The following is a 22328-nucleotide window of genomic DNA, read 5'->3' on the forward strand; positions in this document are numbered from 1 at the left end:
AACAAATTAAAAAATTAGAAAAAGAAGTTATTGTTAAAAAGTATGTTGCTATCATTAGCAAAAACAAAATTTAAAAATCTTTTTTAGTTTTTTGTCACATAAAATTAACTCAACACACCAAAGAATTTGTAAATACTTTTGAGAGAGAAATTATAAAACTAGAAGAAGTTTCTGAGTGTTTCCATGTAAGTGGAGATTATGATTATATTATTAAAGTACTCGTGGCAGACATTAACGAATTCAGAGAATTTATGGTGACAAAGCTCACTACCCTAGATCACATAGGCAGTACACACAGTGCGTTTGTGATTAATGAAGTAAAACACACCACCGCTATTACCATTTAATATGCACGGATCCAAATACCTCGCTACCGAATTTTTTGTGCTTTTTATAGCACTTCCACTCAGTTTACTACTCCCCTACGATTTTAGGATTAAGGGGATCTCTATTTTGGTAGCTTTTGTTTACCTATTGTTTGTGATGTTTAGAAAAACATCGGTACGCTTCCGACTCCATAAAGGAATCGATTGGCAAGCGTTTGGAAAAACAACAGTGCTTAAATTTTTAGGCATCGCTGTGATCACGACGCTTTATGTCTATGTGATGGATGCTTCTGCCCTATTTTGTGTGCCTCGTCATACGCCTGGGCTATGGGTAACCATTCTCTTCGTGTACACGTTTTTATCGGTATGGCCGCAAGAAGTGATCTATCGCACTTTTTTCTTTGAGCGTTATGAACCCCTATTTACCAATACCAACTTGTTCATTTTTGTAAATGCGATTGTGTTTTGTATGGCGCATTTATTTTTACGTAATACGCTTGTGACGGTACTTACCTTTATAGGTGGATTGTTGTTTGCCTACACCTATACCAAAACAAAATCGACGACTTTAGTATCTATAGAACACGCTGTATATGGCAACTGGCTTTTTACCGTAGGGATGGGACAAATGCTTGCGTTTCCTGGGATGGATTCATGTTAATTCCCGCGTAGGCGGAAATCTCATCATTTCATGACGTAACACGCTTATTATAAAATTTCTGTAATACACCTCACTTACTTTCCAAGTGATGGATGCCTGTTAAACTCAGTTATTAATTACAATTCCCATCAAGCAAGTCTTGAAATGTAGGGTTGAATTCATTATCGTAAACCGTGTATGAATTTTCTACATCTTGTTGCTGTGTAAACGCAGTCAAATAACAAAAATCAGTAAGCATTGGGTTTGAACGAATTGTTACTTCGCAATACTGTCCTACTTCCTGAATACTCTCTAAGCCTTCTAAACTCTGTAAATTATCATTCCAAGTAATTGCCAAAACATTGGTTATATATTCGAGATTTAAGGATTCTAGATTTTCCAAATTATCCATATTAGAGAGAGAGAACGTTCCTATTCGCTTTAAATTAGATAAGGATTCTAGATTTGTTAATGGTAATCTTTGAAATAAAAATGTTCCAATCTCTTCAACATTGCTAAGTGAAGAAAAATCATTTAAATTTGGAAGATTGATAAGTGCCAGATAACTCAAAGGAATCGAACTCAAATCCAAGGCATTTATATTCTCTAATAATTCATTATCAGCTATATAAACCCTATCGGTTTGAATGTTTTCCAATCCTTCCAATCTCTCTAAAATTGGATTATCTTCAATCTCTAAACTTCCTACCTCCATAATAGAATTTAAAGAAGTGAGATCATTAACTGCACCTTCTGATGATTGGCTAGTTATGTAAAGGGTTCCAGTTACTTTAGTAATACCCAACTCCCCATAAAGTTCTAACTGACTTTGACTATTCAACCGTAAATTTCCTTCATAAATAGTTCCATTTAAGGATGAATCATTAAACGAAGACGTATCATCTTCACTATTACAAGAAGACATTACTACAAGAAGTAGCGTAATCATAAAATACTTTAATTTCATAAGATTTTTTTAAAAATATTAAATGTATATCATATATAAGGATTTAAAAATACAAGGTTTTGTATTTTATTCCTAAAAATGAATATAATATTCACATATAAGATCATTTATTTCCAATGTAGATAAGACAATTGATTCTCATTTAGATGAATAAATCAAATCATCTTGAGATTCCCACCTCCGCGGGAATGAAAAAACCGAAGCTAATTGCTTCGGTTTTTGATATATAAACTGTTAAATAATAGGCATAAAAAAAGGCAAGCTACCTACATCACACTGCTACGACCATCTACCCTTGCTGCGTTCCCGCCCTGGGGGATTCAACAGGAGCTAGTTGTGTAGGACTTGCCACTGCAAAGATACATCATTTACATACCTATGCAAGGTTTTTTTGCCCGATTTTTTGTTATAAATTGCCATCCAAATTTGACACTCATGAAATCCTTCTATAAGATCCTTATTTTACTTACGTTATCGCTATTTATATATGCGTGTGAAGACACAAAAAACCTAACAGATAATTACACCCTACAAACCTCAAAAGAGAAAAATGCGGTGGTAAATGGTAACGATATTTCTTTTTCGCTTAAAGCGAAAAAAAACCACCCCATAGACTCTATTATCTATGAAGTAGATGGCAAGAAACTTCCTAAAACTACTAACGCAACCGAATATAAAACGACGATACAAACTCAAAAATTAGGTCACAAAACGGTAACTGCCACGATTTATACACCAGAAGGATTAACCACAGCGACTACACAAATCACGGTTCTGAATACCAAAGCACCCAAAATATATGGGTATAAAATCGTCAATCGTTTTCCTCATAAAACTGATGCCTATACACAAGGACTAGAATTTGTAGGAGATACCCTTTATGAAAGCACAGGACAATACGGTAAATCCAAACTTCGCAAAGTCGATTATCAAACTGGAGAAGTGTTCAAAGAGATAGCTTTAGACAATGCTTATTTTGCAGAAGGATTGACTGTATATACTGACAAAATCTATCAACTAACGTGGAAAGAAAACACAGGATTTATCTACAACGTATCTGACTTTAAAAAGATAGGCACCTTTACTTACAACAAAAGTAAAGAAGGCTGGGGATTATGTAATGATGGTACTCACGTTTACAAATCTGACGGGTCTAGTAAAATATGGACTTTGGATGCTAACACGCTCGCTGAGCAATCTTATATAGAACCTACGAGTCATAAAAGCGTCTCAAAAGCGTTTAACGAACTAGAATTTATAGATGGTAAAATTTATGCCAACACCTATCAAGTCGCCAGCATTGCCATCATTGACCCTGCTACCGGAGCAATTGAAGGTCTTATTGACCTTACTTCTCTACCCAAAGAAGTACAAAAAGGACTTGATCCTCAAAACGAAGTATTAAACGGAATCGCCTACAAAGCCAATGAAGGTCGTCTCTTTGTGACCGGAAAACATTGGAATACCTTATTTGAAATTGAACTTGTGGAGAAGTAAAACCCCCTAACCCCCAAAGTGGAAACTCTTATGTTTTACCGCTTACACGATTACATCTAATAACCAATTCCTCACTTTTTTCTAGAAGGGAAATTATTGAGGATATCTCCTTTATATTTTACGTTTGAATCTTCCCACCTAAAAAGGAGGGCTAGGGAGGTGTAAAAAAATGCTCATAAAAAATCAAGATAATACACCCCTTAGTCCCCCATTAATTTAGAAAGAGAAACTTTATACCCACGAACCTGCTTGTCGGCAGACAGGGGCGGATATCCCATGATCTATCTCCAATCTTTCTATACTTCTGATTTCGATATTCGATATTCATCATTCTAAAAACCCACTCCCTCATCAAAACAACCCGTTCCCTCATTTATAGTTTTATTAGGGGTTTAAAAAACCTAGGTTTGACAAGGTCAAAAATAAACCACTATGAAAAAATCCATCAAAATTACCATTCCATCCCCTTGTCACGAAGACTGGGCAAAAATGACCCCTACTCAAAAAGGAAAATACTGTGCGGTATGTGAAAAAGAAGTCATTGACTTTACAAAAGCAACCGACGAGCAACTTTATAAAACCGCAACAAGCGGTGGCAATCTCTGCGGTCGTTTTACAAAAAGTCAGTTAGATCGTTCGATACAGCTTCAGCGTAAAGAGGGGCGATCTTGGGCAAGTTATGCCGCTTCGCTTTTAATTCCTGTTGCTATTTTATCGACACAAGAAATCACGGCACAGGACGAAATCCAACATTTAGAACAAACCAACAGTGGTTATCAGAGTTTAGGAATTAGTTCACTAACGCGTTTGAAGGATGGTACGCTTTCGCGAAAGCAAACTAAAAATGATACGATAAAAGAGAAGAAGCGTCTTATTAAAGGAACGATATCTGACACGACGGGACCTATCGCATTTTCAAGTATATATATAAAAGGCAAGAAAAAAAGTGTGCAAGCAAATTTAGATGGAACGTATGAGTTAGAAGCAGCGACGGGAGATGTCGTTGTATTTATGTCTTTAGGATATGAGGATGTAGAAGTAAAAGTAAAAGACCAGAATATTATTAACGTTATTTTAAAGGGGATCCCTCTTATTATAGTAGGCGAAATTCGTGTTGTCCCTTCTGGAAAAAACCCAAATTAATAGAAACCAGACCCTAACCCCAAAAGAGAGAACTCTTAACTATTTACTGCTTACAAGAATATATCTAATAACCAGTCCCTTCAATTTCTTAGACCTGTGTTGAGTCTGTCGAAGTAGAAGGTGACGTGTCTTTTAAGATTTAAATACAATTGTTTTAGAACTAGGGAACTTAGCTTTAAAAACTCACCCCAAACACAAAAGCACCATCATTAGCACCTAATCCTGAAGATCGCACATAGTCTACTCGTAAAAAGCGAAACTTGCCCCAACCTATATTATCCAGCCCAATAGAATACTCTGTATATGGTCTATTATCTGCTGTACTTAATACGTGTGCTCCTGCCACCAGATTAAAATTCAGCTTATTAATTCCTGGAATCTTCCCAAGAATCCACCCTTTAAAATTATGCTCTGCATGAGCTTCGAAATAGCTTTGATTGGTACTACGCTCATAATATGGCAACAGATTAAAACGATTTAGATAATCTCCATCTAAGTTGACTCTTGTTTGGTTTCCGTTAAAGTGTTGGTAGTCTATAAAACTGGCACCATCAGCAGAATTTAAAAATGTTCCAGCGTATACGTTATAACTAAAACGTCCTTTATTTCCTATATCAAATCCCTGACGTACACTTGCTCGTAACTGCGTGTAATTAAATCTATCTTCGTCTGCTGCCAGTCCACCTTCGTAGGTTAAAAATAAGGTAGGGAAACGATCATTTGGAATATTAAATTTTCGGTTGGGATAGTTGTAATATTTCTGTCCAAAATTAATACGTGCGCTCACTTGTGTTTTTACAATGGCATGATCATCAACACCCGTCGGATCTTGCGGAAAAAGATTTTGAGGATCTCGCGGATTGTTACTTGTAAAAGCAATATCATCTTTTGGATAGAAGGTTTGATCGGTGGTGTTAGCGAGTCCTTTTCTATCTTCGTAACTCACACTTCCCCAAAGACGGAGTCCGTTGAAGACTTCTTGCGTATAGGCAACATCTACAAAAGAACGCTCATAAATCTTTAAGTAATTACGTTCAAAAAAAAGAGAAGCTACCGTGTTAATAGAACTCGGTATGGGATTATTAGCATTAAACTGCTTGGTCTCCACCCCTCCTATCACACTCAAAGTGGCTCTGGTTTTGGAGTCAAACCTGCGAGACAATCCAGCGGTGTATCGCAATCTATCATCTGAGAATCCATAGCCCGCTTTCGCGAAAGCGTATAACGTCTTCTGATAATCATCATCACTCCACGTAAAATAATTTATTCCCGTAGATCCATTCCACCCCTGAACGGTATTGTAGCCTGTACTATTTAAAATTCCGTCATAACTTAAACGCCATCGCTTATAGGTGTTTGTATAACTGTAGCCCGTAATTGGATCTAAAATCCCTAGTTTATTACTACGCGTATCTATAGAATCTAAATATTTTCTAGATTTTCTAATCACCTGAATACTGTCCTTTTTGAGGTAGTCATTAGACTCAATATTCGTTAACGGCACGGGGCGTTTTTCTTCCCAATAGAGACTGTCTTTTTTATTGGCTTCTTCGGCAAAAGAAAGCACCTCATTGGTAAATGATTTTTTAGTAAAGCTAGGTGCAAAATTATAGTCACTGTATCCTGCAGTGAAGCGTCCGTCGCCTTTTAATCCTAGAAAACCAAAACTAAAATCAATGACTTGTGATATTTTCACCCATTGCTCAAAATCTTCGTCATACTTATAATTCTGTTTAAAATTAAGACTCTCAACAAAAGGTACTTGTATAGCTTCTCCGTTGGTAGAAAGATCTACGCCGTACAATTGCCACTCGTCTTCTACTATATAAATCAAACCACTAAAAACGCGATCTTTAGGACGTCTTGGCGTGACTTCAATTTTATTGATAATTTTTCCTTGCTCATAAAACGTACCTATCAGTTTGTATTTGTAATAGGAAAAGGCATTGACGCCAATGGGTGAAATGAGTTGTGCGTTGAGTTCTATGGTGTTTTCGTAAAAAGAAAAGTTAGCATCTATCGCCGTATTAAAACTAAAGCCATTATCGTCTCCGCTTACTTTGCTAGCAATAATTTTTTCAGAGAAATTATTAGGTCGTTGGTACGCAATTTCAGAGATGGTCTCACTTAGATAAATAATTCCTGTACGCGTTGAATCCAAACCACCACCTAAGTCTCCAACTTCTTGCCCTAGAAATTTTTCAGGAGCATTTTTGACTTGCCACAATCCTCTCGAATAAAAATTTGCCGTGTACTCACTCAATTTATCTAGATTGACTTTTCTATTGGCTATAGCTGCACGTATCACTCTATCTGCTGGATTTACACCCGCTTCGACCACTACTTCATCTAGCGATGTCGTTTCTGGTATTAGGGTAACATCCAGCGTATATCGAGATGCTTTTGTGGTGATTTCTTTACGTACAGTGGTGTACCCTAAAAATTGAAATACCACCGTATATAGCAACGGACTCGCGTTGGGTCCTGCTCCTGAGCCTAGTACATCTAGCTCGTATCTCCCATCACCATTGGTGGTAGTCCCTTCTTGCGAACCTTCTAGATAAATATTTACAAATGGAAGGGATTCTCCTTTGTCGTCAACTACGGTACCTACAATCTGTGCAGAGAGTATCGATACAAAAAAAGAGAAGATAATTGTAAGCGTACTTTTATTCATTGATGGATGTTTAGTTAGCGTTTCAAAGAAACTATACTTAGTAACGCTATCTTCTTAAAAAAATGTTAGTTGTGATTATTTTAGGAAAGTGTGAATGCCCTCATCCTAACCTTCTACCAGAGGGAAGAGCTTTTATTTTATTGCACACAATGTCTTAGAGATTTGTATTATTTCCTCCTTCGGGGGGTTAGGGTGCTAATTATTAAACGCTTTCTTGATACGGCTTAAATTACGTTTGTTGTCACGGTCTTTAATAGTCTCTCGTTTATCATAGTTTTTCTTACCCTTAGCGAGTGCGATTTCAAGTTTGGCAAAACCTTTATCGTTGGTAAATAACTTGAGCGGAACAATCGTGAGTCCTGATTTTTTAATCTCACGCTCCCATTTTTTGAGTTCGCGTTTATTCAACAAAAGCTTACGTTCGCTTTTGGGTTTATGATTAAAATAGGTCGCGTGCGAATATTCTTGGATGGTCATATTGATCACAAAAAGTTCCTGTTTGTCATTAAACTCACAAAAACTTTCGGCGATAGACGCCTTTCCTTCTCGTATTGATTTGATCTCAGTACCCGCCAGTACAATTCCTGCTGTGAGCCGGTCTAAAATCTCATACTCAAAGCGTGCACGTTTATTTAATATATTTACAGTGTTTGCCATCACCACAAATGTAATGAAAATGCTACTTTTGAGACTTACTACGCATCTTCATTTTATAAGAAACTATATTTATACGTATGACGCCTTCACAAAACTCATTTTCCATCTCTAAATACCTATATCTCACCTTGAGTGCTATCGCTTTTACAGCACTCTTTTTAATGAATTCCTGTGCTCCCAAAAAACTCGATGTACAAGAGATTATAGACAATGCGATTGAACAAACTGGCGGACCGACGATTGCAAATGCACAGATTCAATTCAAATTTAGAGATCATTATTACAAAGCCAAACGTGAGAACGGATCGCGTGTTTTTGAAAGATGCTTGGATGTTGCTTGTCAACTAGAACGTGATGTATTAAATAGTGAAGGAGATTTTACACGCTTTCGCGAAAGCGAACTCATACAGGTTCCCGATAGTATGAAACAGAAGTATGCCAACAGTATTAATTCTGTACATTATTTTTCGGTATTGCCGTATGGATTGAATGATCCAGCGGTGAACAAAACATTGATCGACATACACGATATAAAAGGAACATCCTACTACCGCGTGAAAGTAACATTTGCTGAAGAAGGTGGCGGTGAAGATTTTCAGGATGAGTATATGTATTGGATCGCGACCGATGATTTTACAGTAGATTATATTGCGTATAACTATCAAGTTGATGAAGGTGGAACGCGTTTTAGAGAGGCGTACAATGAGCGGATCGTCAACGGAGTTCGTTTTGTAGATTACCGTAATTATAAGCCTAAAACACAGTTTCCACCACTCGCAGATTTGGATACGCAGTTTGAAAATAACGAACTTATCCTCTTATCAACGATCGAAACTGAAAATCCTGAAGTGATTCCTTTGACAGGGAATTAGTTGAATTCCTCATCCTAGCCTTCTCCCATAGTAAAAACGACGAATCCCCTCATCCTAGCTTTCTCCCAAGGGGAGAACGAACTTATTCTAAGTTCTAATTCAACATTCGGCGCTCGTAATTCATAATTCATCGTTCTGAATTCGGCATTCATCAAAAGGATTAATTGATATGTAATAGCTGTACAGATTTCTCTTCTCCTATAAGCGTGATGATATATAGATTGCTATTATTACTATCGTCTATATGCTGGAAACGCTCTTCGTTTAAAATAGCATTCGCAAACATAGGCGTCGTATTACTATGACCGACAACCAAAACGGTTTTGCCTTTGGTTTCTTTTTCGAAATTGGCATCAAATAACGTACTTGGATCATACGTTTGTAGCTCTAATCCTTTTTGTGTCGCTGTAGGTGTTGCTGTCTCTTTGGTTCGTGTATAATCGGTGCTGTAGACCTTATCAAAAGGAACATCTTTAAAGATAGTCGCCCAATTGGTAGCTCTTGCAAGTCCTTCTTCGGTAAGAGATGGATCTCTATTTTCTGAATCCGTACGGTCTTTTTCTGCGTGACGTATTAGATAATACGTGGTTGTAGTGATGTCTTCAGGAACGGTTACGGTTGCTTCTTTACAGCTTGTAAGACTTACAACAAATAGGAATACAAAAGGGAATACATAGCGCATAATCGTATATTTTATACTGCTAAAATACGGTATTGAAGTGAAATGTTGAATACAAAAAAGGGAAACTCGGAACATCTCATACTATATTGCTGTTGATGAAATAGCACTATATTTTGATGCAATGAGTTTTAGATCAAATACTCCAAAGTGTTTTAGGGTGTTTGTAGTGGTGCTATACTAAAATCAAAAATGGTTGACTTTAGTTGACAAACAATCCTTTTATGAAGTTTTATAAGAAATTCCGAGTTGTACGTTTCCTTTTTGTAAGGAACAAGATTTCTTATCGACAGATAAGAAATAATTCATCGTTTTTGACGTAATAGTAATAAGACATTAAAAACCTGCTATGATGAAGAACAAAATCTGCGTACAAGTACGCAGATTTTGTCTTTTAAATCACTGCCATTAATTGAACTAAGGTATAGCCACTTATAAAGGTAGTTGTCAAAATAACGTAAATTCCTAGTATAGTATTACGTCTGTAATTTTTGGGGATTTCTTGGTGATTGTTCTGTTCAGTTCTCATGATTATTTGATTTATTGATTGATACTTAAAAGACGATCAAAAAAATAATTTGTTACATTTTTTTAAAAAATGACTCCTGAAATGTTGATTTCTAAGGTTGAAATGTAGATATGTTGTCTTGGTTTACAACAAGGAAAATAGCAACTTTACTATAATTTCTACTTTAAAAAAAATGAGATTCCCGCCTTCGTGGGAATTATTTTTTGATGGCTCGTATGCACATAAAGGCAGGAAACTCGTTGAGCTCTTTGTAATGTTTAGGATCTAATTTTTCAAAAGCGGCTACAGGTTTAGGCTCTAATAGTGCATCAATCATAAATCCATTCCTGAGTATCGGACTGATACATTCTTGTAGGGGCCTTCTATAGCTATGCATCTCCACTGGATACTCAAAACCACCCCAAGTACACTTTACAGCTTCTACATTAAAATATTGCTTTGATTTAAAATAGGTGTACTCAAAAAAGGGATGTTCTATAGAAATAACAAGTGTTCCGTTGGGTTTTAAAACTCTGTAAAATTCTTGTAATGTTGCATTCCAGTCTTTTATATAGTGCATAGCTAAAGCACAAAGGACAATATCAAAAGAGTGATCTTTCAACATCGGAAAGGGTTCTTCCAAATCATGCACAAAAAAAGTACCTTGATCTGGATTCCGTTCTTTAGCATGGTGTATCATTTGTTTGCTGATATCCATTCCTGTGACTTCGGCACCGCCAGCTAATAATAGTTCTGCATATTTTCCAGGTCCACAGGCAGCATCCAAAATCTTTTTTCCGCGTATTTCGGTCATTAATCCTAAGGTATTGGGACGATCGTAATAGGCATTATGGGGTTTGTGGTCTATAAGATCATTGTAGGATGTTGCCAATTGTTCATAGGCTTGTTTTATTTTTTCTTTACTCATTGATCTATTCTTTAGTTCGCATTACATAAAACCCAGCACTTAAAATCCAAGCAGCCATACTAAATGTAATGATTCTGAAACCATTCAGGCTTGTAAATACAAATCCTATTAAAACACCTATCGTTACAAAAAGGATCAACAGCAATCCAAAATAACCTAACCACGATGGTAACTTTCGTGTGATCAAGATACTGATAGCATATAGCAAAATAGCTAAACAGACCGCTGTTATAAAGATATAATCCAATGGCGTATTGATAGCAAAACTATAGTTCAATATCGGAGCTAATACTTCCCTATTTTCTTCTAGCCTATCTGCGTATTGGCCTAAGAAATAAGGAACTGTCAATCCATTGACCAATGCCGCAAACATTGCCGCGATTAGTCCAAATGCAAGAATTAAAAATGCGAGTACGGATAGCTTCCGAGGATCCATCAGTTTGTAGGTAAGCCCATAAAAACCAAATAAGATAATAGGCAAACTAAAAATAGCCAATGCATGTGTGATGCTAATCGTTCTGGAAATGCTAATAATATGTTCCATACTTCCACCAGAAGGATGCATGACCATGGTTACAATAACGAGCAAGGCTCCGATAATTAGTGAAAGTCCTGTACTCTGATAGGCGTGTTGTTTCATAGCTATTGGTGTTTGTGATTCAAACACCAAAGATCATGTAGAAAGCATATAATCACACTTGATCGAAATCAAGAAATTCGCTTACGCACGCGACTCAAGGTTTCAGGAGTCATCTTAAGATATGAAGCAATTATCTTTTGAGGAAACTTTTGAAGGAGCGCTGGTTTGTGATGTAAGACATATTGGTATTTTTCATCTGGCGTATATTGATTGTCAAAAACTGAACTCTAGCCACAGCCTGCTCTAGTATTGATCCCATCTGAAGAAACGTTTGGGATTTTGCAATCAGCTTATGAATAGAATCTATAGACAACTCCTGTATTCGACTATCCTCGAAAGCCTGGATACAGTAGGTAGATGGTTTTCTAGACGTAAAACTCTGATGATTAATGATCCAATCCTGCGGCGTATTTAACTCTATGATTTGTTGTTTATTTTCTTGATCGAGTTGATATTGATACACAGCGCCTTTTTCTAAAAAATAGACAGAAGAGCACACCGCGCCTACTTCCAATAATACTTCCTCTTTTTTAACGTCACGCGATTGTACCTCAGTTTCTAAAAGTTGCAACTCCAGATCTGAGTAGCGTCCTGTAGTGCGTAAAAAATTAATCATAATTAAAAGAGGTACAACAAATAAGAGATATCATCATGATTCGTCATATTAGGAGATACGGCTTTAAATATAGTCGTTTTTGAGGTCTCAATACGTTCTTCTTTCATCATAGGATGTTATTCTAATAGCGATGCTAAGATCGTTTAAATCTCTTTGTTTGCTGTTAATTGGTATCCGTTAGTTGTTAGTTGTAAAGAATTCCTTCAACTTTTAACGGTTAACCTTTTAAAATTTAACCTTTCACTTTTCGCTTTTCGCTTTTAGTTTCCTTCGCTTTCGCGAAAATAAAAGGTTGTCCGTTTTTTTATAGGCATTACGGGAAGCCGTAAACATCTATTATTAGAATGTGGTAGGTTTAGCACATTAAAGATTAAGTTCTTTTTAGACTAATTACAAATAAAATAAAAGCCGTTAATGACATTAATAAGTCGATTAATCTTCTTAACCGAAAAGACATTAGAAAAGAAATCATCTGAACAAATTAAAATCAATGAAATTTCAATAGTTATTCCAGTAAAAGATAACCATCAAGGAATAGATAATTATTTAAAGAAGTTTTTTGAACTTCACACTAAAGCTGATTATCCAAAAGAGATAATTATTGTAGATAACAATTCAAATCATGAACTAAAATTAGAATCAAAATTTAAACATTTAGGATTGCCTATTGAATTAATTAAGTGCAAAAAAATTGGTCCAGCTTCAGCTCGCAATAAAGGTGCTGAAATTACGAAAGGAAAATGGATATTATTTAACGATAGCGATTGTATTCCAACAAAATCTATTCTAAAAGGTTATTTGAATGCTGATAATAAATCTGTTGCATACGCAGGAAACATTAAATCTCTAGAAAATGATAAACTTTCAAAATATTATGAGAGTCAAGAAATTCTAATACCGTTAAAAACATACAATGAAAACGGAGATTTTGTTCCTCAATATTTAATTACTGCAAACTCTCTGATTTGGAAAAAAGCATTTCACGAAGTAGGTGGATTTAATGAAAAAATAACTATTGCAGGTGGCGAAGATGTAGATTTAGGATTACGACTATCCGAAATCGGAAAATTATCTTATGCCTTTGATAGTATTGCAATTCACGATTTCTCTGATGGATTAATTGGTTTCTACAAGCGATTTAAAAGATATGGAGAAGGTAATCGAATACTCCAAGAGTTATGGAAGACTGACTTAAAACCTACTCTATTCCGCCCAAATAAACGGAGTTTAGTAAATGAAATTTTAGCAAAACTACAATATATTGGATTGAAAATTGGATATAAGAAGGCTAGTAAACAAGTGAAAAAATACGGCTTGTAGCAATTAAAAGATGTATCCTATTGGCTATTATATTTTAAACAAATCTTCTATCAAAAAAATAATTCACTAAAAAATAGCATAACCATTTTTAGTGCATATAGTTTTTACAACATGGAAAAAATTGACACAATAATACCCACTCTAACAACCATTCTTGGTTTAGCTATTACTACTTTAATTGTCATTCGTCAAATCACACTTCAAAGAAGACTTAATTATCTAACATCAATGCTAAAGGATATTGATATCATGAATTGGTATAAGATATTCCTCAAAGACTTGCGATTTCTTTATGAAACATTAGAAGTATTTCCAAATTTAACAATAAATGCTGAGACAATAAATTTTGCTCAAAAATCAGAAGAAAAAAGTCAAAAACTTGAATATATTACTACATATATACGTCATGTACTTAGAGATGATGAGCGTCTCAAATCAAAATTTTCTAAACTAGCTAATTTAACTAACGTGGAATATAATTCTCAAAATATTTTTACTGTTGAAAATAGTATAGAGATTAACAATTTTATTAATGCCATTGCAAGTGGTCTAACATTTCACCCTGCAAGACCCTGGTTTATTGCATTATTTTCCCCTTCAAAAAAACGTTATAGAGTATTAACTAAATTGATTAGTGATAAAAAATTATTTTATTCAAAAAAAAGAATTCTTGACATAGAGCATGAAATAAGAAAATTCATGCTTGGAAAATGGTGAATTTATGAGCCCCACATCCATTAGCTTTAAACTTTAGATATTCTATCTAATTCTCCCTAATTCAAATAGCATAGCGATGCAGAAATTTATAGCGAGTGTCACACTGAGCTCGTCGAAGTGCATAGTCGAATTTAGAGGTGTCCTAAAAAGGGGAAGCCTACACATGGATTGGAGAAAATGAAAACGAAATTGGATATATGAATTTTGATTCGGAAGGATATGCCTACTTCAAGGTAAAAGATCAAATTTTTGGAGGAAAAGAATTTGTGTATGAGGAAAAAAAGGGAAGTATGACCTGTAAAATTAATAGTAAAACGAATCCAATAGAAGTTAACTTGATATTGACAAAATTGGAAAGTGGAGAACAAAAAACATTACTTTGTATTGCCCATTTATTGATAAGGACACCATGAAATTTGCGATAGGCTATAATGATAACCGACCCACTGAATTTGATTCAAAAAACTCCATACTATTTAAAAGAGAAAACTAAAAAGCGCTTTACAACAACACTAGAGCGTAGTAACATCCAAAGCTAAGTAATTCACTAAAGCAAAAACTCCAACAACCTAACCAATCATACACAAACGTATCCTAGGCAACGCAACCTATTCAGCATTTTGGCATCTATAAGCTAAATAGTAAATGTTATGAAAAAAAGAATATTATATTTCTTGTTGTTGGCTGGAATTTTAGCATCATGTTCAAATGATGACGAAAAAGATATGGAAGTTGGCAATGATTTAAACGGAAAATGGGAAATGACTTCGTATGTTGCCTTTTTGCCTAGTCTACCTGAAATTAACTCAAATGAAATCGAATGGACATTTGATGTAGGAAACAACCAATTATCCATTGTAAATACGATAGAATCAGAATATCCTTATATGTTGACCTCTGGAACTTATATAAATCTAACCATTACAGATAATACGATAACAATTTCAGATGTTGAATATGATTATACTATTGAAAACGGAATGTTAAGCATTTCTGACAACCCAGAAATGGATGGACCTATCATGCGTTTTATTTCTGATCAAAACTAAATAGAACCTCACACTAGATACCCTTTACAATTGGTACCGTTCTGAGTAAAGAAATTTACAAAAAAACAAAAACCAGAATCTTTGATTCTGGTTTTTGTTTTTTTTTGTGCTTCCCAAGAAGCATTCTATATAAAATTCAGGTCTTACGACAACCCAGAAATATAACTCCCATACAAATCATTAAATCGCATCCCGTTAGAAAGCTCATATTTACTCAGTTTCTTAAACTAGGAAAGCGAGACGGAAAGTTCTGTATTCTTTGTCAAAAAATGTACAAAGAATACAGAACAACCACCATAATTTTACTACCAAGCTATCTACGACAACCCAGAAATATAACTCCCATACAAGTCATTAAATCGCATCCCATTAGAAAGTTCGTATTTACTCAGCTTTTTAAACTCCACAAGTGCCCACAAGACAAACTCCTTCATAAAATAAGAATCTGCTTCTGTGGTGTCTGGAAGATGCTTTTTAATCAACTCCGTAAGTGGCGTGATGCTATCTAGTTTTTGTTTATAATCTGCATCAGAAAGGTCGTCTTCTAGGACAAAACCACTTTGCTCAAAAAACCAAGCAAGGACTTCTTCATACGGATCTTTGTCGGTTTCTTTGGTCAGTTTTTCTATTTTTGGGAAATAGGTTAAAAACAGGTTTTTGGTCGCATCGCCTATCAGTTCTTTGGCGACAAACGCTGCGCCCTCTTGCTCTCCTTCATACACCAACTCTACTTTTCCAGTAATCGCTGGGATAATTCCCATCAAATCTCCAAAACGAATCGCTGTTTGTGACTCTCCACAAATCAACATACGGCGTTCTGCAGTGCTCATTAAGTTCTCAAAAGCCGTAATACTCATACGTGCACTGATACCACTTTTCTCATCAATAAATTCGCTGTCACGTGCGGCGAAACTAATCTCTTCCAATAAATCTTTGACCAAATCAGGCACGTGTACCTTCTCTTTTTGGCGTTCATCGAGACGTGCTTCTTGTGCTGTAATCGCTCTCGCCGTGGCGATATCTTCTGGATAATGCGTTAGGATTTGGGAACCAATACGATCTTTTAATGGTGTTACTATACTTCCACGGTTGGTATAATCTTCAGGATTTGCGGTAAAGACAAATTGCATATCCAATGGTAAACGCAGTTTAAAGCCGCGAATCTGAATATCGCCTTCCTGCAAGATATTAAACAACGCTACCTGAATACGTGCTTGTAAATCAGGCAACTCATTAATCACAAAAATACTTCGATTCGCTCGTGGAATCATCCCATAATGAATCACCCGATCATCAGCATAACTTAACTTCAAATTGGCGGCTTTGATTGGATCAACATCGCCAATAATATCAGCTACTGTCACATCAGGGGTTGCTAATTTCTCCGCAAAACGTTCTGAACGGTGAACCCATTCAATCGGTGTGTCGTCTCCTTTTTCGGCAATCAACTCTGTGGCATAACGAGAAATTGGTTGTAACGGATCGTCATTGATCTCCGATCCTGCCACAATTGGCATCCACTCATCCAATAAGTTAATCATCTGTCTTGCCAAACGCGTTTTTGCTTGTCCGCGTAAACCTAACAAGTTGATATTATGCTTTGATAAGATCGCACGCTCCAATTCTGGAATCACGGTATATTCATACCCATGAATCCCTTCAAAAGTAGGTTCTCCCTTTTGTAATTTTGTAATTAAATGCTCTCGAAGTTCTTCTTTTATGCTTCGTGATGTCCAGTTTGATGCTTTTAATTCACCAAGTGTTTTTATGTTTTTCATATTTTTTTAAAAAGAGAAAAGAGTATAGAACATAGAATATAGACGGAGCTGTATTCGTTTTTCCAGATTCTTTTCTAGTAGTTTATTTTATTATTATGCTCGTCGGTCATTTCGATACTATTTTCTTTCTGCCTTTCGGCGAAATAAAATCACTCAATGTCCTTTGTTTTATTTTCATTTTCAATTCCCGCCCTTCGACTATCGCTCACGATAAACTCCAACGGGAATCTTTTTTTTCATTATATTCCCGTGAAGACGGGAATCTCATTCTTACTAACGTAATCATACTATTTCAGTCATCTCGACAAAAGGAGAGATCACACAAGTAGCTCAGTTTCGTTTTCAATTTCAATTTCGTTTTCAAAGTCCTCCACTATTAGGCGATTTCTCGTCGTTCATTCTTCTCTCTGTCGAAATGACATTCTACTCTATTTTTATTCCCACGCTGTCCTTAGGACATCTCTTCCAAAGGGAGAGAAACAAATTCAAGCATCTTTTTGTTCCCCCTTCGGGAGTTAGGAGGCATTCCCTTCGGGGATTAGGGGTTTTTACTTTATCCGCTTCTTTCGATTGGTTTCATAATCCTGTTTAAGGATTGAAACGGAAAGTTTTAAAAAATGAATCAAAAAATATATTCATTTTTTAAAACAACCACACCATACTCGGCATCAACTTTCGTTTTTCAAATTTCTACTTTATCCGCTTCTTTCGATTGGTTTCATAATCCTGAAAAATCATTTCGCCGAGTCCTTGGAGACCTGTGTAAAAAGCTTTTCCTTGATTAGCTTCGGTGAAGGCATCGACAAATTTTTGCAAATACGGATCACTGGCAATCATAAAAGTGGTAATAGGAATATGCAACTTTCGCGCTTGACGCGCCTTGGTATAACATTTACTTACGATATGCTCATCGAGTCCGTTTGGGTTTTTATAATACCGCCCATCTTTGAGGCGTAAACAACTCGGTTTCCCGTCCGTAATCATAAAGATTTGCTTATTAGTATTACGCTGTCTACGTAAAATATCCATGGCGAGTTCGAGTCCTGCAACGGTATTGGTATGATACGGTCCGACTTGTAAATAGGGTAAATCTTTAATTTTGATCGGCCAAGCGTCATTACCGAAGACAATGATATCTAGGGTATCTTTTGGATAACGCGTGGTAATCAATTGCGCGAGTGCCATGGCGACTTTCTTAGCGGGTGTGATGCGATCTTCGCCATACAGAATCATACTGTGCGAAATATCAATCATCAGCACGGTACTCATCTGTGCTTTAAAATGGGTTTCTTCAACAACGAGATCACTTTCGCGTAAGCTAAAATCTCCCATTCCATTATTGATCTGTGCATTACGCAAACTCTCGGTCATAGAAATACGCTCGAGCGGATCGCCAAAACGATAGCCACGATAATCACCCGTATGCTCATCCCCTAGTCCGCTCATTTTGGAACGGTGATTTCCTTGGGCACTTTTCTTAAGCTTTCCAAAAATCTGATCTAATGCTCGCTGGCGGATGGCGCGTTCTGTTTTTTCGGTAATGGCGGCACCTTGCGTTCCGTCAGGACGTACCTCTTCACGGATGTAGCCTTTGTCTTTTAATTCCTGTACAAAATCGTCTAAGGTATAGTCTTCATTCGTAAGTTTATATTCTTCGTCTAGTTGCTTTAGCCAGTCCATCGCTTCGTCAAAATCGCCCGATGTATGGGTGATTAACTCTTGGAAAATATCCAATAGTTTTTCAAATAGTGATTGGCTTTCTGCTTCGTAGGGTTTAAAGACAAACCCTTTACGTATCTGTTCTTTTTTCATGCACTATAAAAATACGATTATTTGTTAAAATGACGCTTTCGCGAAAGCAAACTTAACATGCCTTTAACCCATATTTGAGAATCTACTAATAATTCGTGCTAATAAATTCCTTCCATAAAAAAAGGTCTCCCAAATAGGAGACCTTTTCCAATATAATAGGAATTTTAGCCTTTGGGCATAATTACGGTATCAATAGCGTGAATTACTCCGTTAGAAGCTGGCACATCTGTCATAATGATAACAGACTTTCCGCCTTTTGCGTCTTTAATCACTACATTGTTGCCGTCCATCATTAATGAAATTTTTTCTCCTTGTACAGTATTTGCTGTAAAAGTTCCATTATTTGCTTTAATTGCTGCTACAACATCAGCTGCCATAAATTTTCCAGCAACTACATGGTACGTTAGAATACCTGTAAGTGTCGCTTTACTTTCTGGTTTTAATAACGTATTTATCGTTCCTTCGGGTAATTTTGCAAAGGCATCGTTGGTAGGTGCAAATACTGTAAACGGTCCATCACCACTTAGTGTTTCAACTAAATCGGCTGCTTTTACAGCGGCAACTAGTGTAGAAAAATTTTCATTTCCTACGGCTACCCCTACAATGTTTGGAGTTTCTACCTCAGCGACTTCTGTAGTTTCAACTTCTTCATTTGATTCAGTAGCAACTGGTTCAGTTGCGTTAGTTTCTTTTTTTTCTCCACAAGAAGCTATCATTAATCCAGCTGCTAGCATTATTACTATTGTTTTTTTCAAAATAAATTGGTTTTTAGGTTATTATTAAAGTTAATATAAAATTAAATTATGCAATCATGTTATTCTTTTGGCATTAAAACACTACCTACAGCATGTATCACTCCGTTTGAAGCATCTACGTCTGTCATAATAATTACTGACTTCCCTCCTTTTGCGTCTTTAATCACGACATTATTTCCGTCCATCATTAACGTAATTTTTTCTCCTTTTACAGTATTTACAGAAAATTTTCCTCCGTTATCCTTAATCGCTTTTACAACCGCTGCAGCTTTGTACTCTCCTGCAACAACGTGATACATTAAGATATCTGTTAATGCATCTTTATTTTCTGGCTTTAGAAGTGATTCTACTGTTCCTTTTGGTAATTTATTAAATGCATCATTAGAAGGTGCAAATACAGTAAATTCATTAGTTCCTGATAATACTCCTACAAGATCTGCTGCTTTTAAGGCGGCTACTAGCGTAGAGAAATTCTCGTTACCTACAGCTACTTCTACAATATTTTTTTCTTGAGTCGTTGTTACTTCTTTATCTTTTTCTGTGAACGATAAAAAGCTCATAGAAACACATACTAATACTAATACAATTTTTTTCATAATTATGTTTGGTTTTTTATTTTGTTCAAAGATATGTCTAAAAAGATAAACAAAATATTAAATGTTCGTTAAAATGTGATTACAAGGTACGTAAGATATAAGGTATATGGTTCTATTTTTCTAGATACGGCAAGTAATAAATGGATATGAGTTCGTTTGATTCTGAGATATCGTGTAAGTATCAAGAAATTATCAGAATATGATTTCATAAGAATTGAGATAAGGATTTATACGCTTTCGCGAAAGCGGTCTTAACCATAGCCGAAACAATTTATAAATAATCTCTTGTAGTAACGAACTTAACACCTCTTTAAGATTTTAGGCTTTCACATTTCCTTAACTTAGTCGGTTCAATACTAAAAGTTACTCCTACGATGCTAACCTGTCGTTTTGAGATTTAGACACACTATATATTAAATCAACCCAATGAAAAACCTTTACTCACTCCTCTTCTTGTGCTTATGTACCATCGCAAGCGCACAAAAACTAGACATGTCTGTACTACAAGATATGCAACCTCGTAATATTGGTCCTGGCGGTATGTCTGGTCGTGTAACGGCTATAGATGTGGTCAACGATCATCCAGATATTATGTATGTAGGAACAGCTTCTGGCGGATTATGGAAATCTACCTCTGGTGGAATCAAATGGGATCCTATTTTTGAAAACGAACTTACCGCCTCTATTGGAGCGGTCGCTATCCAACAATCCAATCCTAGTGTGATCTGGGTAGGAACAGGAGAAGGAAATCCTCGGAACTCTTTGAATGGAGGATTTGGTATCTATAAATCACTAGACGGCGGGAAGACTTGGAAGTCGATGGGGCTTGAGAAAACAAGGCACATTCATCGTGTGATTATTGATCCTACCAATCCTGACATTGTGTATGTTGGTGCTATAGGATCTCCTTGGGGTGTACATCCAGAACGAGGTGTCTTTAAAACCACTGATGGTGGTAAAACATGGAACAAAATCCTATTTACCAATAATAAAACAGGGGTTGCCGATATGGTCATGGATCCAACCAACCCTAATAAACTCATTGTGGCGATGTGGGAACACAAACGTGATCCTTGGTTTTTTAAATCAGGAGGCGAAGGTTCTGGATTGCACATGACCCATGATGGCGGAAAAACCTGGAAAAAACTCTCTGATAAAGATGGCTTACCAAAAGGCGAATTAGGACGTATTGGAATTTCGATTGCACCAAATAAACCTAATATCGTATATGCACTGATCGAAGCCAAAAAAAATGCACTTTATCGCTCTGAAGATGGTGGTTTTAATTGGAAAAAAGTAAATGACAAAGAAGATATTGGAAACCGTCCTTTTTATTATTCAGATATTCATGTAGATCCAGATAATGAAAACAGAGTATTTTCTGTATTTACCTACGTAAATGTATCGGAAGATGGCGGAAAGAACTTTTCACAATTGATGGGCGCGTATGGCGTAGATAACGGGGTACACCCAGATCACCATGCGTGGTGGATTCATCCAGACAACGGTCAGTTTATGATTGATGGAAATGATGGAGGTATGAACATTACAAAAGATGGTGGAAAAACATGGCGTTTTATAGGGAACTTACCCGTGGCGCAGTTTTATCATATTAATGTAGATAATGAGTATCCTTATAATGTATATGGAGGAATGCAAGATAACGGAAGCTGGAGAGGTCCCGCCTACGTTTGGAAAGCACAAGGAATCCGTAATAGCTATTGGCAAGAAATCTCTTTTGGCGATGGCTTTGATGTGGTACCAGACCCAGATGATAGCCGTTATGGATGGACGATGAGTCAGCAAGGATCTGTTAGCCGTTATGACTGGCAAACAGGAAACAATTATGGCGTGAAACCCACGCATCCAGATCCAGATGTGTACTTACGTTTTAACTGGAACTCGGCGATTAATATAGATCCGTTTGATGCAATGGGAGGGAACTATGCTGTGGAGACTATGAAATTAACCTATTCACATTTTAAAAAATCATAAAATGCCAATAGAAATTAAAGAACTTGTTGTAAAAGGTACTGTAGATTCTGATCTGCAGGAAGAAAATATAGATGTTGTAAAACTGATTGATGAAAAATTAGCCAGTATGTCCCAGCCACAATGCAGTCTGAATAAAAGTAGTTTAATTGAGGAATG

21 protein-coding genes, 1 other RNA gene and 2 pseudogenes are annotated in these 22328 nt (G+C 36.2%); 11 read left to right on the forward strand and 13 right to left on the reverse strand.

Features of this window, described 5'->3' with window-relative positions; genetic code table 11:
• Positions 1-347: pseudogene (locus tag Q0505_RS09635) on the forward strand (Lrp/AsnC family transcriptional regulator); the annotation flags it as partial.
• A gap of 1 nt (position 348) precedes the next feature.
• A complete protein-coding gene (locus tag Q0505_RS09640; protein ID WP_299212084.1) occupies positions 349-987 on the forward strand; it encodes a CPBP family glutamic-type intramembrane protease in 639 nt (212 codons plus the stop codon).
• 112 nt (positions 988-1099) lie between these two features.
• Here Q0505_RS09640 and Q0505_RS09645 read toward each other — a convergent pair whose 3' ends face one another.
• Both Q0505_RS09645 and ffs read right to left on the reverse strand, forming a co-directional pair.
• Positions 1100-1933: a hypothetical protein gene (locus Q0505_RS09645; RefSeq protein ID WP_299212087.1), complete on the reverse strand. Its 834-nt coding sequence runs from the start codon at positions 1931-1933 to the stop codon at positions 1100-1102.
• A 252-nt stretch (positions 1934-2185) separates the two neighbouring features.
• An RNA gene (gene ffs, locus Q0505_RS09650) (signal recognition particle sRNA small type) lies at positions 2186-2284 on the reverse strand.
• Between the two features lie 84 nt (positions 2285-2368).
• Here ffs and Q0505_RS09655 point away from each other — a divergent pair.
• The gene (locus Q0505_RS09655) at positions 2369-3430 is read left to right on the forward strand and encodes a glutaminyl-peptide cyclotransferase (protein ID WP_299212090.1); all 1062 of its coding nucleotides are present in this window, start codon (positions 2369-2371) and stop codon (positions 3428-3430) included.
• Between the two features lie 432 nt (positions 3431-3862).
• A complete protein-coding gene (locus Q0505_RS09660; RefSeq protein ID WP_299212093.1) occupies positions 3863-4573 on the forward strand; it encodes a carboxypeptidase-like regulatory domain-containing protein in 711 nt (236 codons plus the stop codon).
• Positions 4574-4748: 175 nt separating this feature from the next.
• Here Q0505_RS09660 and Q0505_RS09665 read toward each other — a convergent pair whose 3' ends face one another.
• The gene (locus Q0505_RS09665) at positions 4749-7250 is read right to left on the reverse strand and encodes a DUF5686 and carboxypeptidase regulatory-like domain-containing protein (RefSeq protein ID WP_299212096.1); all 2502 of its coding nucleotides are present in this window, start codon (positions 7248-7250) and stop codon (positions 4749-4751) included.
• 195 nt (positions 7251-7445) lie between these two features.
• Positions 7446-7907, reverse strand: a complete 462-nt coding sequence (smpB, locus tag Q0505_RS09670; protein WP_299212099.1) for an SsrA-binding protein SmpB — start codon at positions 7905-7907, stop codon at positions 7446-7448.
• Between the two features lie 77 nt (positions 7908-7984).
• Between smpB and Q0505_RS09675 the strand changes: the two genes are divergently transcribed.
• The gene (locus tag Q0505_RS09675; RefSeq protein WP_299212102.1) at positions 7985-8779 is read left to right on the forward strand and encodes a DUF6503 family protein; all 795 of its coding nucleotides are present in this window, start codon (positions 7985-7987) and stop codon (positions 8777-8779) included.
• Positions 8780-8939: 160 nt separating this feature from the next.
• On the opposite strand, the gene Q0505_RS09680 is transcribed toward Q0505_RS09675, so the two are convergent.
• From Q0505_RS09680 to Q0505_RS09700, 5 genes are all read right to left on the reverse strand, one after another.
• Complete coding sequence (locus Q0505_RS09680) at positions 8940-9461, reverse strand: phosphoglycerate mutase family protein (RefSeq protein ID WP_299212105.1); 522 nt, start codon at positions 9459-9461, stop codon at positions 8940-8942.
• A 391-nt stretch (positions 9462-9852) separates the two neighbouring features.
• On the reverse strand, positions 9853-9987 hold the full coding sequence (locus Q0505_RS09685; protein WP_299212108.1) for a hypothetical protein: 135 nt from the start codon (positions 9985-9987) through the stop codon (positions 9853-9855).
• 196 nt (positions 9988-10183) lie between these two features.
• Entirely contained in the window at positions 10184-10894 is a 711-nt protein-coding gene (locus Q0505_RS09690; protein ID WP_299212115.1) for a class I SAM-dependent methyltransferase, read from the reverse strand.
• A 4-nt stretch (positions 10895-10898) separates the two neighbouring features.
• On the reverse strand, positions 10899-11534 hold the full coding sequence (locus tag Q0505_RS09695; protein ID WP_299212118.1) for a hypothetical protein: 636 nt from the start codon (positions 11532-11534) through the stop codon (positions 10899-10901).
• Positions 11535-11664: 130 nt separating this feature from the next.
• The gene (locus Q0505_RS09700; RefSeq protein ID WP_299212121.1) at positions 11665-12150 is read right to left on the reverse strand and encodes a cyclic nucleotide-binding domain-containing protein; all 486 of its coding nucleotides are present in this window, start codon (positions 12148-12150) and stop codon (positions 11665-11667) included.
• Positions 12151-12564: 414 nt separating this feature from the next.
• Between Q0505_RS09700 and Q0505_RS09705 the strand changes: the two genes are divergently transcribed.
• From Q0505_RS09705 to Q0505_RS09720, 4 genes are all read left to right on the forward strand, one after another.
• Complete coding sequence (locus Q0505_RS09705; protein ID WP_299212123.1) at positions 12565-13470, forward strand: glycosyltransferase; 906 nt, start codon at positions 12565-12567, stop codon at positions 13468-13470.
• 111 nt (positions 13471-13581) lie between these two features.
• Positions 13582-14187: a hypothetical protein gene (locus Q0505_RS09710; protein ID WP_299212126.1), complete on the forward strand. Its 606-nt coding sequence runs from the start codon at positions 13582-13584 to the stop codon at positions 14185-14187.
• Between the two features lie 197 nt (positions 14188-14384).
• The gene (locus tag Q0505_RS09715; RefSeq protein WP_299212129.1) at positions 14385-14600 is read left to right on the forward strand and encodes a hypothetical protein; all 216 of its coding nucleotides are present in this window, start codon (positions 14385-14387) and stop codon (positions 14598-14600) included.
• Between the two features lie 237 nt (positions 14601-14837).
• Complete coding sequence (locus tag Q0505_RS09720; RefSeq protein WP_299212132.1) at positions 14838-15236, forward strand: hypothetical protein; 399 nt, start codon at positions 14838-14840, stop codon at positions 15234-15236.
• Positions 15237-15553: 317 nt separating this feature from the next.
• Here the strand turns inward: Q0505_RS09720 and Q0505_RS09725 are convergent, their stop codons facing one another.
• The 4 genes from Q0505_RS09725 to Q0505_RS09740 all read right to left on the reverse strand — a co-directional run bounded on the left by Q0505_RS09725 (position 15554) and on the right by Q0505_RS09740 (position 20177).
• Positions 15554-17014 carry a magnesium chelatase gene (locus Q0505_RS09725; RefSeq protein ID WP_299212135.1) on the reverse strand — a complete coding sequence of 487 codons (1461 nt, stop codon included), beginning with the start codon at positions 17012-17014 and terminating at the stop codon, positions 15554-15556.
• Between the two features lie 690 nt (positions 17015-17704).
• Entirely contained in the window at positions 17705-18826 is a 1122-nt protein-coding gene (locus Q0505_RS09730; RefSeq protein WP_299212138.1) for a VWA domain-containing protein, read from the reverse strand.
• Between the two features lie 164 nt (positions 18827-18990).
• Positions 18991-19581 carry a fasciclin domain-containing protein gene (locus tag Q0505_RS09735; protein ID WP_299212141.1) on the reverse strand — a complete coding sequence of 197 codons (591 nt, stop codon included), beginning with the start codon at positions 19579-19581 and terminating at the stop codon, positions 18991-18993.
• 59 nt (positions 19582-19640) lie between these two features.
• Entirely contained in the window at positions 19641-20177 is a 537-nt protein-coding gene (locus Q0505_RS09740) for a fasciclin domain-containing protein (protein WP_299212144.1), read from the reverse strand.
• A 426-nt stretch (positions 20178-20603) separates the two neighbouring features.
• Here Q0505_RS09740 and Q0505_RS09745 point away from each other — a divergent pair.
• Positions 20604-22106: pseudogene (locus tag Q0505_RS09745) on the forward strand (hypothetical protein); the annotation flags it as partial.
• Positions 22107-22173: 67 nt separating this feature from the next.
• A partial coding sequence (locus Q0505_RS21430) for a DUF5908 family protein (protein WP_366519390.1) occupies positions 22174-22328 on the forward strand: 155 nt, incomplete at its 3' end.

It is taken from the genome of uncultured Dokdonia sp., from assembly GCF_937910895.1.
Lineage (GTDB): Bacteria > Bacteroidota > Bacteroidia > Flavobacteriales > Flavobacteriaceae > Dokdonia.

What these genes read in the sequence shown, in the direction of transcription:
- Q0505_RS09640 (WP_299212084.1), top strand. Translation starts at nt 349, where the DNA reads ATGCACGGATCCAAATACCTCGCTACCGAATTTTTTGTGCTTTTTATA.
- Q0505_RS09645 (WP_299212087.1), bottom strand. Translation starts at nt 1,933, where the DNA reads ATGAAATTAAAGTATTTTATGATTACGCTACTTCTTGTAGTAATGTCT.
- Q0505_RS09655 (WP_299212090.1), top strand. Translation starts at nt 2,369, where the DNA reads ATGAAATCCTTCTATAAGATCCTTATTTTACTTACGTTATCGCTATTT.
- Q0505_RS09660 (WP_299212093.1), top strand. Translation starts at nt 3,863, where the DNA reads ATGAAAAAATCCATCAAAATTACCATTCCATCCCCTTGTCACGAAGAC.
- Q0505_RS09665 (WP_299212096.1), bottom strand. Translation starts at nt 7,250, where the DNA reads ATGAATAAAAGTACGCTTACAATTATCTTCTCTTTTTTTGTATCGATA.
- smpB (WP_299212099.1), bottom strand. Translation starts at nt 7,907, where the DNA reads ATGGCAAACACTGTAAATATATTAAATAAACGTGCACGCTTTGAGTAT.
- Q0505_RS09675 (WP_299212102.1), top strand. Translation starts at nt 7,985, where the DNA reads ATGACGCCTTCACAAAACTCATTTTCCATCTCTAAATACCTATATCTC.
- Q0505_RS09680 (WP_299212105.1), bottom strand. Translation starts at nt 9,461, where the DNA reads ATGCGCTATGTATTCCCTTTTGTATTCCTATTTGTTGTAAGTCTTACA.
- Q0505_RS09685 (WP_299212108.1), bottom strand. Translation starts at nt 9,987, where the DNA reads ATGAGAACTGAACAGAACAATCACCAAGAAATCCCCAAAAATTACAGA.
- Q0505_RS09690 (WP_299212115.1), bottom strand. Translation starts at nt 10,894, where the DNA reads ATGAGTAAAGAAAAAATAAAACAAGCCTATGAACAATTGGCAACATCC.
- Q0505_RS09695 (WP_299212118.1), bottom strand. Translation starts at nt 11,534, where the DNA reads ATGAAACAACACGCCTATCAGAGTACAGGACTTTCACTAATTATCGGA.
- Q0505_RS09700 (WP_299212121.1), bottom strand. Translation starts at nt 12,150, where the DNA reads ATGATTAATTTTTTACGCACTACAGGACGCTACTCAGATCTGGAGTTG.
- Q0505_RS09705 (WP_299212123.1), top strand. Translation starts at nt 12,565, where the DNA reads ATGACATTAATAAGTCGATTAATCTTCTTAACCGAAAAGACATTAGAA.
- Q0505_RS09710 (WP_299212126.1), top strand. Translation starts at nt 13,582, where the DNA reads ATGGAAAAAATTGACACAATAATACCCACTCTAACAACCATTCTTGGT.
- Q0505_RS09715 (WP_299212129.1), top strand. Translation starts at nt 14,385, where the DNA reads ATGAATTTTGATTCGGAAGGATATGCCTACTTCAAGGTAAAAGATCAA.
- Q0505_RS09720 (WP_299212132.1), top strand. Translation starts at nt 14,838, where the DNA reads ATGAAAAAAAGAATATTATATTTCTTGTTGTTGGCTGGAATTTTAGCA.
- Q0505_RS09725 (WP_299212135.1), bottom strand. Translation starts at nt 17,014, where the DNA reads ATGAAAAACATAAAAACACTTGGTGAATTAAAAGCATCAAACTGGACA.
- Q0505_RS09730 (WP_299212138.1), bottom strand. Translation starts at nt 18,826, where the DNA reads ATGAAAAAAGAACAGATACGTAAAGGGTTTGTCTTTAAACCCTACGAA.
- Q0505_RS09740 (WP_299212144.1), bottom strand. Translation starts at nt 20,177, where the DNA reads ATGAAAAAAATTGTATTAGTATTAGTATGTGTTTCTATGAGCTTTTTA.